The sequence below is a fragment of the Streptomyces sp. CBMA123 genome (assembly GCF_014596465.1).
Classification (GTDB): domain Bacteria; phylum Actinomycetota; class Actinomycetes; order Streptomycetales; family Streptomycetaceae; genus Kitasatospora.
Window position 1 is genome coordinate 1 of the sequence record NZ_MECK01000152.1, and the last position, 12,952, is coordinate 12,952.

11 protein-coding genes are annotated in these 12,952 nt (G+C 72.1%); 8 read left to right on the forward strand and 3 right to left on the reverse strand.

Annotated features, from left to right (window positions below; translation table 11 throughout):
• On the reverse strand, positions 1-1,097 hold a 1,097-nt coding region (gene wecB, locus BG452_RS18610; RefSeq protein ID WP_188305463.1), incomplete at its 3' end, for a non-hydrolyzing UDP-N-acetylglucosamine 2-epimerase.
• 81 nt (positions 1,098-1,178) lie between these two features.
• Positions 1,179-2,612: a glycosyltransferase gene (locus tag BG452_RS18615; RefSeq protein WP_223242395.1), complete on the reverse strand. Its 1,434-nt coding sequence runs from the start codon at positions 2,610-2,612 to the stop codon at positions 1,179-1,181.
• Positions 2,613-2,821: 209 nt separating this feature from the next.
• Here BG452_RS18615 and folC point away from each other — a divergent pair, with 209 nt between their 5' ends.
• The 8 genes from folC (at position 2,822) to rodA (ending at position 11,692) form a co-directional block, all read left to right on the forward strand.
• A complete protein-coding gene (gene folC, locus BG452_RS18620; protein ID WP_188305454.1) occupies positions 2,822-4,213 on the forward strand; it encodes a bifunctional tetrahydrofolate synthase/dihydrofolate synthase in 1,392 nt (463 codons plus the stop codon).
• A gap of 1 nt (position 4,214) precedes the next feature.
• Positions 4,215-4,559, forward strand: a complete 345-nt coding sequence (locus tag BG452_RS18625; protein ID WP_188305455.1) for a DUF4233 domain-containing protein — start codon at positions 4,215-4,217, stop codon at positions 4,557-4,559.
• Positions 4,560-4,648: 89 nt separating this feature from the next.
• Positions 4,649-5,062 carry a nucleoside-diphosphate kinase gene (gene ndk, locus BG452_RS18630; protein WP_188305456.1) on the forward strand — a complete coding sequence of 138 codons (414 nt, stop codon included), beginning with the start codon at positions 4,649-4,651 and terminating at the stop codon, positions 5,060-5,062.
• A 317-nt stretch (positions 5,063-5,379) separates the two neighbouring features.
• Positions 5,380-6,405, forward strand: a complete 1,026-nt coding sequence (locus BG452_RS18635) for a rod shape-determining protein (RefSeq protein ID WP_317621116.1) — start codon at positions 5,380-5,382, stop codon at positions 6,403-6,405.
• A 98-nt stretch (positions 6,406-6,503) separates the two neighbouring features.
• Complete coding sequence (gene mreC / locus BG452_RS18640) at positions 6,504-7,442, forward strand: rod shape-determining protein MreC (protein ID WP_188305458.1); 939 nt, start codon at positions 6,504-6,506, stop codon at positions 7,440-7,442.
• A 3-nt stretch (positions 7,443-7,445) separates the two neighbouring features.
• Complete coding sequence (gene mreD / locus BG452_RS18645) at positions 7,446-8,087, forward strand: rod shape-determining protein MreD (protein ID WP_188305459.1); 642 nt, start codon at positions 7,446-7,448, stop codon at positions 8,085-8,087.
• Between the two features lie 63 nt (positions 8,088-8,150).
• Positions 8,151-10,496: a penicillin-binding protein 2 gene (gene mrdA / locus BG452_RS18650; RefSeq protein ID WP_188305460.1), complete on the forward strand. Its 2,346-nt coding sequence runs from the start codon at positions 8,151-8,153 to the stop codon at positions 10,494-10,496.
• Positions 10,493-11,692 (forward strand): rod shape-determining protein RodA, encoded by a 1,200-nt coding sequence (gene rodA, locus BG452_RS18655; protein ID WP_188305461.1) that lies wholly within the window; start codon positions 10,493-10,495, stop codon positions 11,690-11,692. The genes mrdA and rodA overlap by 4 nt, the downstream gene beginning before the upstream one ends.
• A gap of 79 nt (positions 11,693-11,771) precedes the next feature.
• On the opposite strand, the gene BG452_RS18660 is transcribed toward rodA, so the two are convergent.
• On the reverse strand, positions 11,772-12,952 hold a 1,181-nt coding region (locus BG452_RS18660), incomplete at its 5' end, for a M14 family zinc carboxypeptidase (protein ID WP_188305462.1).

Below are 12,952 nucleotides of genomic sequence, written 5' to 3' on the forward strand. Positions count from 1 at the left end.
AGTGCGGCGGTCAGCGCGGCGATCCGGGCCGAGGCGCGGCCGTCGCCGTACGGGCTCGGCGTGGCGGCGAGGCGGACCAGCCGCTCGGGGGTGTCGGACAGCCAGGCGCGGGCCAGCTCGCCCAGCTCCTCCCCGGGCCGCACCAGCGCGGCGAAGCCGGCCTCCACCGCCTCCGGTCGCTCGGTGGAGCGGCGCACCACCAGCAGCGGACGGCCGAGTACGGTGCACTCCTCCTGCACGCCGCCGGAGTCGGAGACCAGCAGCGCGGCGCGGCTCGCCAGACCCAGGAAGTCGCCGTAGCCGACCGGCTCGGTGACGGCCAGGCGCTCCAGCAGAGTGACCAGCCCGAAGCGCTCGACGGCGGCCCGGGTGCGCGGGTGCATCGGGAACAGCACCGGGGTGCCGGCCCGGGCGATCCGGTCCAGCTCGGCGAGCACGGCGCCGAGCGCCTCGGCGGTGTCGGTGTTCTCCGGGCGGTGCACGGTGGCCAGCACGTAGGCGTCCGGGCGCAGCCCGTGGGCGGCGAGCAGTGCGGCGCGGGCGGCCCCGTCCGGCAGCTGCCGGCGGACCACCTCGACGACGGTGTTGCCGGTGAGCTCGATCCGCCCCCGGTCGAGCGACTCGGCGCGCAGGTTGGCGACGTTGTCCTCGGTGGCGGCGCAGAGCAGGTCGGAGACGTGGTCGACCATCACCCGGTTGTGCTCCTCGGGCATCGCCCGGTCGTAGCTGCGCAGCCCGGCCTCGACGTGCACCAGCGGGATCTCCCGGGCGTTGGCGGCCAGCGCCCCGGCCAGGGTGGCGTTGGTGTCGCCCTGGACCACGACGGCGGCGGGGCGGTCCTCGGCGAAGGCGGCGTCCAGCTGGCCGAGCGACTGGGCGATCTGGCCGGCCCGGGGGCGGCCGCCGACGCCGGTGAGCAGCTCCGGCTCCGGCAGGTCGAGGTCGCGCAGGAAGCGGCCGGACATCGCCTCGTCCCAGTGCTGGCCGGTGTGCACCAGACGGGTGGCGTCGCCGAGTTCGTGGATCAGCGGGGCGAGCTTGACCAGCTCGGGGCGGGTGCCGAGGACGACGGCGACGCTGTTCGGGGGCAGGCACATGCTCATGGGGGCTCCGGGTGACGTGGGGGAGGAGGCGCGGGGGCGGCGGCTCGGAGGCCGGGGGCGAGACGGCCGGGCGGCTCAGGACTCGAGCGCGGTCGGGTCGCCGACGGCGACCTTCTCGGCGTTGCGCCGGGTCTTGGCCCAGCCGTTGCGGCCGAGCACCAGCCGTACGGCGGCCCGGGAGGCGACCACGAAGAGGTGGTAGGCGTAGAGCCAGACCAGGATGCCCCAGAGCAGTCCGGTGAGCCGACTGCGGTCCGGATGGACGAGCCTGCGGTAGGCGAAGCCCCAGAACACCATCGGCACGGTGGCGAGCACGAAGGCGAGCAGCATCCACGGGCCGAACCGGAGCTGGAACTCGGCGGTCTCGGCCGGGAAGAGCACCAGCCCGGCGGTGGTGATGGCGAGCGAGAGCGGGAAGAGCAGCACCAGCAGCACGCAGACCACCGGTTGCAGGAAGGTGTAGAGCACCTCGGCCTTGCCGGACGCCGTGTAGTGCGGTGAGCGCAGCACCCGGCCGGTGTAGCGCAGGCACTGCATGTTGCCCTGGGCCCAGCGGGTGCGCTGGGTGAGGAAGCGGCGCAGCGAGATCAGGCCCTCCTGGGAGACCTGGGCCTCGGTGACGTGGGTGAGCCGCCAGCCGGCCAGGCGCAGGTCGAGGCCGGACTCGTAGTCCTCCAGCAGGGCGCGCTCGGGCCAGGGACGGCCGGCCCGGCCCTCCTCGGCGGTGAGGGTGTCGAGGGCGGCCAGCCGGACGAACTGGCCGTTGCCGCCGAGGCCGACGCTGCCGGTGCGGCGGCGCAGCAGCTGCATGCCGGCGTTGTTGGCCTGGAACTCGACGTCCTGCATCCGGACCAGGGCGCGGGCGAAGGCGTTGGCGGCGCGTCCGCGGCCGGGCAGCGGGCGCTCGTCGTCGGCGTTGCGCATCCGTACGCCGATCTGCACGGCGCCGGTGTCGGGGCGGCCGAGGGCCTTGGGGTTGGAGACCTGGCCGAGGGTGCCGGGGTCGAGCTGTCCGTCGGCGTCGACCACGCCGATCACCACCCGGGAGCGGTCGGTGGAGGCGGGCAGCCAGGCGGAGATCTCGCGGTAGGCGGCGTTGAGCGCGGCGCCCTTGCCGATCCGGGCGTGCGGGCGGCGGCGCTGGACGAGGTGGATCCGCGGGTCGCGGGCGGCGGCGGTGAGGACGAGGTCGCGGGTGGCGTCCTCGCTGTCGTCGTCGATCACCCACAGGTGGGCCTCGGGCGCGACGGCCCGCAGGCCGTCCAGGGTCTGGGTGACCACGGCCTCCTCGTCGCGGCAGGGGATGACCAGGTGCCACTGGAAGGCGGTGGGGTCGCCGGGGGCGGCCGGCCGGTTGTGCCGGAAGGCGTGGCGGGAGCCGGCCCAGTACACGAGAAAGCGTCCGAAGACGAAGGCCATGTAGCCGACGAGCGCCAGGGAGATCAGTCCGGCGAACCAGACGACGGCGTCCTGGCGGAGCACGATCCAGTCGTGCAGGGCGTCGGGCATGGCGCGGTGCTCCTCGTGATCAAAGGTGTGCGGCTCCTTGTAGTTGCGAATCGATGCTTCATTGCGGTTCAAACTCGCCAAAACAATAGTAAAGAGATAAAACTAGATGATCATGGCAAAGCAGGGGCAAAGTGGTCGTTCTCACCCCCGCCGACACCCCCGCCATCACCCCGTGAGGACGGACCGCCGACGCTCCGTAGACTGTGGTCGTGAGCGACAAGGCCGACCCGAATCCGTACACCCTCCGCCCCGCCGACGACAGCACCGGCGACGCCCTGCGCGACGTCGAACTGGAGCTCTCCAAGCGCTGGCCGGAGAACAAGCTGGAGCCCTCGCTCGACCGGATCGAGGCGCTGATGGACATCCTGGGCCAGCCCCAGCGGTCCTTCCCGTCCATCCACATCACCGGCACCAACGGCAAGACCTCCACCGCCCGGATGATCGAGCAGCTGCTCAACACCTTCGAGCTGCGCACCGGCCGCTACACCAGCCCGCACGTGGAGTCCGTCACCGAGCGGATCAGCCTGGACGGCGCCCCGATCAGCCCGGAGCGCTTCGTCGAGGTCTACCGCGACATCGAGCCCTACGTGCAGATGGTCGACGCCGCCCAGCCCGTCCCGATGTCCTTCTTCGAGGTGCTGACCGGCATGGCCTACGCGGCCTTCGCCGACGCCCCGGTGGACGTCGCGGTGGTCGAGGTCGGCATGGGCGGCTCCTGGGACGCCACCAACGTCATCGACTCCGCCGTGGCCGTGATCACCCCGATCGGACTGGACCACACCGACAAGCTCGGCAACACCACCGGCGAGATCGCGGGCGAGAAGTCCGGGATCATCAAGTCCGGCGCCGTCGCCGTGGTCGCCCAGCAGCAGCTGGACGCCGCCCAGGTCATCCTGCGCCGGGCCGTCGAGGTGGACGCCACCGTCGCCCGCGAGGGCATGGAGTTCGGCGTGATCCGCCGTGAGCTCGCCATCGGCGGCCAGCTGGTGACGCTGCGCGGGCTCGGCGGCGAGGAGTACGAGGACGTCTTCATCCCGCTGCACGGCGAGTACCAGGCGCACAACGCGGCGCTGGCACTGGCCGCGGTCGAGGCCTTCTTCGGCGTCGGCGGCGTCCGCGGCGGCCAGCTGGACGTCGACAAGATCCGCCAGGGCTTCTCCGGCGTCTCCTCGCCGGGCCGCCTGGAGATCGTCCGCCGCAGCCCCACGATCCTCCTGGACGCCGCGCACAACCCGCACGGCGCCCGGGCCACCGTCGCCGCGATCTCCGAGTCCTTCGGCTTCAGCCGCCTGGTCGGCGTGATCGGCACCTCGGGCGACAAGGACGTGGCCGGCGTGCTGGAGGCCTTCGAGCCGATCCTGGCCGACGTCGTCATCACCCAGAACTCCACCCACCGCGCGATGGACGTGGACGCGCTCGCGGCCCTGGCCGTCGAGATCTTCGGCGAGGACCGGGTCCAGGTCGAGCCCCGGCTCGACGACGCCATCGCCGCGGCCGTCGCCCTGGCCGAGGAGGAGGGCGACCTCGGCGGCGCCGGGGTGCTGGTCACCGGTTCGGTCATCACGGTGGGCGAGGCCCGCCTGCTGCTCGGGAGGAAGTGACATGAGGACGCTCTGCTCCTCGACGCTGATCGGCGAGGCGCTGCTGGTGCTCTTCGCGGCGCTGGTCGCGATGCAGCTCTCCAGCGTCTCGACGGCCACGGTGTGGATCGTCAGCGGCATCGCCATGGCGCTGTGCATCGCGCTCTGCGGCATGATCAACCGCCCCGGCGCGGTGCAGATCGGCTGGGCGCTGCAGATCGGCCTGATCGCCAGCGGTTTCGTGCTGCCGACCATGTTCGGCCTCGGCGTGGTCTTCGCCGGCCTGTGGTGGTGCTCGGTGCACTACGGCCGCAAGGTCGACGAGTTCAAGGCCGCCCGCGCGGCCGCCGAGGCGCAGGCCGCCTGACCGCTCGGGCGGGGTCACCGACCGGTCGTTCACGCAAGGTAACCTCTGCCCCATACCGCATGTCGTACCAAATCCCCAGGAGACGCACCGTGTCCCAGCGCACTCTCGTCCTGCTCAAGCCCGACGCCGTCCGCCGCGGCCTGGCGGGCGAGATCATCAGCCGCATCGAGCGCAAGGCCGGCTGGCAGCTGTCCGCCGTCGAGCTGCGCACCTTCGACCGGGAGACCCTGGAGCACCACTACGCCGAGCACGTCGGCCGCCCGTTCTACGAGCCGCTGCTGGAGTTCATGACCTCCGGCCCGTCGATCGCGATGATCGTCGAGGGCGAGGAGGTCGTGAAGGGCATCCGGATGCTGGCCGGTGCCACCAACCCGCTGGAGGCCGGCTCCGGCACCATCCGCGGCGACTACGCGACCATCACCCGCGAGAACCTGATCCACGCCTCCGACTCCCCGGAGTCCGCCGAGCGCGAGATCAAGATCTTCTTCCCCGCGAACGCCTGACCCGGCGGGCGACACGCCCGGCAGGACGTTCGTACCGCCCCGGTCGGGACCATTGGCCCGGCCGGGGCATTCTTATCGTGAAATAGGGAACTGGGGACGCCGACACGGCGTCCCAATGCTCGGAGAAGCGATCGCGCTCCGGACAATGGACGGTATGCCCCGCGTCGATGTCCGTACCGAGCGGCGTGACTACGATGGACGCGACTCACGGGCCCGGTACGGCAGCTCAGCTGGTCTCCGCCCACGAGTGGGCGCGCATCCGTCCACCCCAAAAGACTCCGAGCCCGGGAAGGCACCCACACCCCATGGCGAGCAACCTGTCGTTCATCGGCCGCGACTTGGCGATCGACCTCGGAACAGCCAACACGCTGGTGTACGTCAGGGGCAAGGGGATCGTCCTCAACGAGCCGTCCGTCGTCGCGGTCAACACCAACACCGGCGGCATCCTCGCGGTCGGCGCCGAGGCCAAGAAGATGATCGGCCGCACGCCGGGCAACATCGTCGCCATCCGCCCGCTCAAGGACGGCGTGATCGCCGACTTCGAGATCACCGAGCGGATGCTGCGCTACTTCATCCTGAAGATCCACCGCCGCCGCTACCTCGCCCGCCCGCGCGTCGTGGTCTGCGTGCCCTCCGGCATCACCGGCGTCGAGCGCCGTGCCGTGATCGAGGCCTCCTCGCAGGCCGGGGCCCGCCAGGTGCACATCATCGAGGAGCCGATGGCCGCCGCGATCGGCGCCGGCCTGCCCGTCCACGAGGCCACCGGCAACATGGTCGTCGACATCGGCGGCGGCACCACCGAAGTCGCCGTCATCTCCCTCGGCGGCATCGTCACCGCCCAGTCCATCCGGGTCGCCGGCGACGAACTGGACAACGCGATCGTCCAGCACATCAAGAAGGAGTACTCCCTCCTCCTCGGCGAACGCAGCGCCGAGCAGATCAAGATGAGCATCGGCAGCGCCTTCGGCATGGAGGGCGAGAAGGACGAGCACGCCGAGATCCGCGGCCGCGACCTGGTCAGCGGTCTGCCCAAGACCGTGGTCATCTCCGCCGCCGAGGTCCGCGCCGCCATCGACGAGCCGGTCAACTCGATCATCGACGCGGTCAAGACCACCCTCGACCAGTGCCCGCCCGAGCTGGCCGGCGACGTCATGGACCGCGGCATCGTGCTCACCGGCGGCGGCGCCCTGCTGCGCGGCCTGGACGAGCGGCTGCGCCGCGAGACCGGCATGCCGATCCACATCGCCGAGAACCCGCTCGACTCCGTCGCGCTCGGCTCCGGCAAGTGCGTCGAGGAGTTCGAGGCGCTCCAGCAGGTACTGGACGCCTCACCGCGCCGTTAGCACCACGACGACACATTCCGACACTCAACTGAACGGGCCGCCGCCCGGGCCCCACAGCCCCGGGCGGCCGCCAGGTACGAAGGGGCAGTACCAGCACCGTGAGGGACACACGAGAGAGTCGGCTGCTGCTCATCCTGCTGGTGGCCGTCGCCTTCGCGCTGATCACCGTGGACATCAAGGGCGGTGAGGACTCCCCGCTCGGACCGGCCCGGCACGCGGCCGCCAGCGCCCTCGGCCCGGTCGAGCGCGGCGCCGCCACCCTGGTGGACCCGGTCGCCAACACCGTCCGCGCCTTCCGCGACGCCGCCACCGACAGTGGCCGCAGCGACCAACTCGCCCGCGAGAACACCGAACTGCGGCAGAAACTCGCCTCCTCCGACATGGCCACCGGGCGCACCAAACAGCTGGACGACCTGCTGCGCACCGCCGGCGCCGGCGGCTACACCGTCAAGGCCGCCCAGGTCATCGCGATCGGCCCGGCCCAGGGCTTCTCCTGGACCATCACCATCGACGCCGGCAGCGACGACGGCCTCACCCGCGACATGACGGTCATCAACGGCCAGGGCCTGGTCGGCCGGATCACCACCGTCGCCCCGACCACCGCCACCGTGCTGCTCGCCTCCGACCCCGGCTTCTCGGCCGGCACCCGGCTGGAGGGCAGCGGCGAGATCGGCTTCGCCGCCGGCGGCGGCGACAGCCCGATGAAGGTCTCCCTGCTCAACGGCAAGGCCCAGGTCAAGGCCGGCGACCGGTTGGTCACCTTCGGCTCGCAGAGCGGCCGCCCCTTCGTGCCCGGCGTCCCGGTCGGCAAGGTCACCGAGGTGCAGGCCAACGCCGGCCAGCTGACCAAGACCGTCCTGGTCGAGCCCTTCGTCCAGTTCACCCGGCTGGACCTGGTCGGGGTGGTGGTCGTGCCGCCGCGCGCCGACCCGCGCGACGCCGTACTGCCGCCCGCCCCCACTCCGGGGCAGGGCCAGGCCCCGGCCGCCCAGCCGCAGACCTCCGCCCCGCCCGCCAAGCCCACTGGGGGGAACTGAGCCATGCGCCTCGCCCGCATCCCCGTCTCCGCCGTGCTGATCCTGCTCGGCCTGATCCTCCAGGTCAGCGTGTTCGGACGGCTCCAGCTGCCGGGAGCCACCCCGGACATACTGCTGCTCGTCGTGGTCGGCCTGGCCATGGTCTACGGCCCGACCGGCGGCTGCCTGGTCGGCTTCTCGGCCGGCCTGCTGGCCGACCTCGCGCCGCCCTCCGACCACGCGATCGGCCGCTACGCGCTGGTGCTCTGCCTGATGGGCTACGCCGCCGGGCTGCTGCGCCCCGAGCACGGCCGCCAGCGCTCCGTCTCCAGCGCGCTGCTGGTGGTCGGCGCCGCGGCGATCGCCTCCACCCTGCTGTACGCGCTGGTCGGCGCCCTGGTCGGCGACACCGCGGCCCGGCACGTCGGCCTCGGCGGCCTGGTGATCAGCGCGCTGCTGTACGACCTGCTGCTGGCCCCCTTCGTGGTGCCGCTGGTGATGCTGCTCGGCCGCCGCTTCGGCCGCGACCCGGTGGCCGCCGCCAGCGACGACGACGAGGGCGGCCCCGGCCTGGGCTCGCTGGCCCGCTACCGGACCACGCGTTCGGTCTCGACCGGGCCGTCCTACAAGAAGCGGCGCATCCCCGGCTTCGCCCGGCGCCCGTAGCCCGTCGGCCCGTCCGGGTTCCCGGACTTCCTGACCCTCCCGCATCCCTGGAGCGCACGAGACGTGAGCAACATCCCCGAGACCGGCCGCACCCGGCGGGTGACGATCCGTCTGGTGGTGCTGCAGATCCTGGTGCTGTCGCTGCTCGCCACCCTCGGTGGACGGCTGTGGTACCTGCAGATCCGCAACGCCAAGGAGTACACCGCCAAGGCGACCGGCAACCACATCCGCGAGGTGGTCGAACCGGCCGTCCGCGGCGAGATCCTGGACGCCTCCGGGCGGATCCTGGCCGGCAACGAGACCCGGCTGGTCGTCTCCGTCAGCCGCACCTCGATGCTGCAGCAGAAGGACGGCGGCAAGGCGGTGCTGGCCCGCCTCGCCGGGGTGCTGGGCATGCCGGCCAAGGACGTCCAGGAGAAGGTCCGGCTCTGCGACGCCAAGACCCCGCAGCCCTGCTGGAACGGCTCCCCCTACCAGCCGATCCCGGTCACCAAGGAGGCGACCACCCAGCAGGCGATGCAGATAATGGAGCGCCGCGAGGACTTCCCCGGGATCACCGCCCAGCCCACCGCCGTACGCCGCTACACCGGCGCCGAGGGCGCCAACATGGCCCAGGTTCTCGGCTACCTCTCGCCGGTCACCGACGACGAGGTCAGCAAGACCGCCGACAAGACCGGCCTGGACCGCTACCTGCCGGCCGACCAGATCGGCCGGGCCGGCCTGGAGTCGGTGTACGACCGCGACCTGCGCGGCACCGCCGGCATCACCAAGCTGAACGTGGACAACCTCGGCCGGGTGATCGGCACCGCCGGCACCGTCGCCCCGCAGACCGGCGACAACCTGGTCACCAGCATCGACGCCCGGGTGCAGAAGGTCGTCGAGGACAACCTCGCGCAGGCCATGGCCGACGCCCGGAACACCTTCGACAAGGTCACCAACCGCAACTACGAGGCCGACTCCGGCGCCGCCGTCGTGATGGACGTGCACACCGGGCGGATCGTCGCCATGGCCAGCGCCCCGACCTACGACCCCAACCTGTGGGTGGGCGGCATCAGCGGCAAGGACTACCAGTCGCTGACCAGCAAGGACTCCAACTTCCCGCTGCTGAACCGGGCCATACAGGGTCAGTCCGCGCCCGGCTCGACCTTCAAGGTCGTCTCCACCACCGCCGCCGTGCAGGCCGGCTACTCGCTGGACGGCAACTACCCCTGCCCCAAGAGCCTGACCATCGGCGGCCGCGAGTTCAAGAACTTCGAGAGCGAGAACTTCGGCTCCATCTCCCTGGAGAAGGCGCTGGAGGTCTCCTGCGACACCGTCTTCTACGGCCTGGCGTACGACCAGTGGACGAAGGACGGCGGCATCAAGCCGAAGAAGGACCCGGGCGACTGGTTCTTCAAGACCGCCCACGAGTTCGGCCTCGGCGCCAAGACCGGCATCGACCTGCCGGCCGAGGTCCCCGGCCGGGTGCCGGACCGGCAGTGGAAGCAGTCCTTCTACGACAACAACAAGGACGCCTGGTGCGCGCAGGCGCAGAAGGGCGGCAACAGCTTCTCGGACCAGATCGCCCGGGAGAACTGCGTCGACGGCTACCAGATGCGCGCCGGTGACGCCGTCAACTTCGCGATCGGCCAGGGCGACACCCTCGTCACCCCGGTCCAGATGGCCCGGATCTACTCGGCGCTGGCCAACGGCGGCACCTTCTACCGGCCGACCATCGCCAAGGCCGTGATAAGCCCGAGCGGAGACCTCGTCCGCGAGATCGCCCCGCACGAGGACGCCAAGTTCCCCGGTGACCAGAAGCTGCTCAGCTACATCGACCAGGCCACCGCCGGCGTCATCACCAGCGGCACCGCCGCCTGGAAGTTCGCCGGGGCCGGCTGGCCGCAGAACAAGATCGAGCTGCACGCCAAGACCGGCACCGCCGAGGTCGAGGGCAAGCAGACCACCTCCTGGCTGACCACGTACAGCAAGGACTACGCGGTCGTCATGACGATAAGCCAGGGCGGCACCGGCTCCGGCGGTTCCGGCGACGCCGTCCGCCGGATCTACCAGGCGCTGTACGGCGTGGACGACAAGGGCAACATCGACAACAGCAAGGCGCTGCTGCCCGCGCCGCAGGGCGAGCTGCCGAAGTTCAACCCGGACGGCACCGCGATCATCAAGCCGGCCTCGTACGGCACCGGCGCGGTGCAGGGGCCGGTCGCCCCGGCGCAGGGCGCCTCGGTCGCGGCACCGGCGCTGCTGGACGCCGCCCCGGCGCAGGCGGCCGCGGTGCCCGCGTACGCGCTGGTGGACGACGACCCGGCGACGACCTTCCTCGACCAGGCGCCGCCCGCCGACAGTCCGGCGTCGTACACCGCGGCCGACGCCGCGCTCGAACCGAACCGCCCGGGAAGGGGACGGGCATGACCTCCTACGGCTCGTACCGGCAGCTGCGGCTGAGCCCGCAGCGCAGCGGGGTCTCCAAGGCCCTGGCCAAGGACTCCCCGCTCTGGCGCCTGGACTGGATACTGCTGCTGGCCGGCCTGGCCCTCTCGCTCGGCAGCTCGCTGCTGGTGTGGTCGGCCACCCGCGGGCGCGACAACCTCACCCACGGGGACCCGCAGTACTTCTTCTACCGGCACCTGACGAACTTCGTGATCGGCCTGGTGCTGTGCGCCGTGGTGATAGCGATAGGAGCACGGCGGGTCCGCACCCTGGTGCCCTTCGTCTACGTCGGCGTGATCCTGCTGCTGCTGGCGACGCTCAGCCCGCTCGGCTCGACCGTCAACGGCGCCCACTCCTGGATCCAGCTCGGCGGCGGCTTCTCCGTCCAGCCGGCCGAGTTCGCGAAGATCGGCATCCTGCTGGCGATGGCCGTCGTGCTGTCGGACCAGGTCGACGCGGGGGAGCGCGAGTTCCCCTCGCACCGGGCGGTGTTCCGGGGCCTGATCTGGGCCTGCCTGCCGATGGGCCTGGTCCTGCTGATGCCGGACGCCGGGTCGGTCATGGTGATGTCCGCGATCGTGCTGGGCATCCTGCTCGGCTCCGGCGCCGCCAACCGCTGGGTGCTCGGCATCCTCGCGGCCGGTGTCGGCGGGAGCATCGCGATCTGGAAGCTCGGACTGCTGAGCCAGTACCAGATCGACCGCTTCGCTGCCTTCGCCAACCCGCAGCTCGACCCCAACGGCGTCGGCTACAACACCGCCCAGGCCCGGATCGCCATCGGCTCGGGCGGGCTGACCGGCAAGGGGCTGTTCCACGGGACGCAGACCATCGGGCAGTTCGTGCCGGAGCAGCAGACCGACTTCGTGTTCACCGTCGCCGGTGAGGAACTGGGCTTCGTCGGGGCGCTGGCGATCATCGCGCTGGTCGGCGTGATCCTCTGGCGGGCCTGCCGGATCGCCCGTCAGGCGACCGACCTCTACGGGACGATCGTGGCGGCCGGGATCATCGCCTGGTTCTCCTTCCAGGCCTTCGAGAACATCGGGATGTGCCTGGGGATCATGCCCGTCGCGGGCATCCCGCTGCCGTTCGTCTCGTACGGCGGCTCCTCGATGTTCGCGGTCTGGATCGGGATCGGGCTGCTCCAGGCAGTACGCAGCCAGCGGCCGATAGCGGCCTGAGCGGGCGAGTGGCAGGGGCCGGTCCGGGAACTCCCGGGCCGGCCCCTTCGCGTTGCCCCGATCGGAAGTTGACTGTTCGTCAGGTGGCGTGGAGCAGACAGTCGGCGGCCGTGAGGACCGCCCGGGTCTGGTGGGCCAGCTGCTCCTGCACCGGCACCCAGCGGGCGCCGAAGCGGTGGTGCAGCCGCTCCAGGCTGTCCGCGACGACGGCGCGGGCGCGCTCCCGGGCGGCCTCCGCCGCCGGACCGCGGACATCGGCGAGCAGCCGCAGCAGGATCGAAGCGACCCGCAGCGGCAGCCGGGCCGCGACCAGCCCCGCGGTGGTTGCCCGGGAGACGCTCACCGGGCCGGGGCACCACAGCTCCAGCCACTCGGCGGCGACCCGCGGCGCCACCGCCAGACTGAACTCGGCGGTGCGCACCAGCGGGCCGTACGCCTCCCGGGCCTGCGCCGGGACGCGGGCCAGCAGCGCGGTGAGCTGTTCGGTGCGGACGGTCAGGTCACGGGCGGCCTCGCCGACGGCCCGCGGCCCCGCCGGGAGGGTGCGGCCGTCGCCGACCGCGTCCACGGCCCACATCGGGACCTCCAGGACCGCGGTCACCCCGCCGTACCGAGCCGCGTACGACCAGGTGGACAGCTCCGGCTCGTCCGGCAGCGCCCGGGAGGCGCCGGGCGCGGGCATCAGATAGGTGCCGGGGGCGGGGCTGGACCAGCCGATGGCGTCGTAGGAGTCGACGTCCAGCGGGATGCCGGCCCGGTCGGCGGAACGGGCGAAGCGCTCGGCCAGCCCGGGCACCGGGCCGGTCAGCTGGACGAAGGCGCCGCCGAAGTCCACCCCGTGCAGCGAGCACTGCAGGAAGGGGCGCAACTCGTCGATCAGCCCGGTCAGCGCCACGCTCTCCGGCATCGGCGGGCGCCCGGACCCCGGGGCGGGCAGCAGCTCGGGCTGCTCCTCGAAGGCGGGGCGGAAGAAGTGCTCGTAGTGGCGGCGCATGGTGAGCGGGCCGTCCAGCCAGCCGGCGTTGAGCGCGGCGCCGTCCGGGTCCAGGCACAGCAGCAGGTGCCAGGACAGGCCCGGCCGGGCGGGGCGCTCCAGCAGCACCTCGGCCAGCCGGACCGCGGCGGCGGTGCCGATCGGCTCGTTCGGGTGCGGGCCGCCGACCACCAGGGCGGCGCGCGGCCCGCGGTCCACCGAGAGCAGCAGCAGCGGGCGTCCGGCCCGGGAACGGCCCACCTCGCGCAGCCGGCAGCGGTCCGGAT

Coding starts and splice junctions, on each gene's coding strand:
- BG452_RS18615 (WP_223242395.1), bottom strand. CDS start 2,612: ATGCCCGACGCCCTGCACGACTGGATCGTGCTCCGCCAGGACGCCGTC.
- BG452_RS18625 (WP_188305455.1), top strand. CDS start 4,215: ATGAGGACGCTCTGCTCCTCGACGCTGATCGGCGAGGCGCTGCTGGTG.
- mreD (WP_188305459.1), top strand. CDS start 7,446: ATGCGCCTCGCCCGCATCCCCGTCTCCGCCGTGCTGATCCTGCTCGGC.
- rodA (WP_188305461.1), top strand. CDS start 10,493: ATGACCTCCTACGGCTCGTACCGGCAGCTGCGGCTGAGCCCGCAGCGC.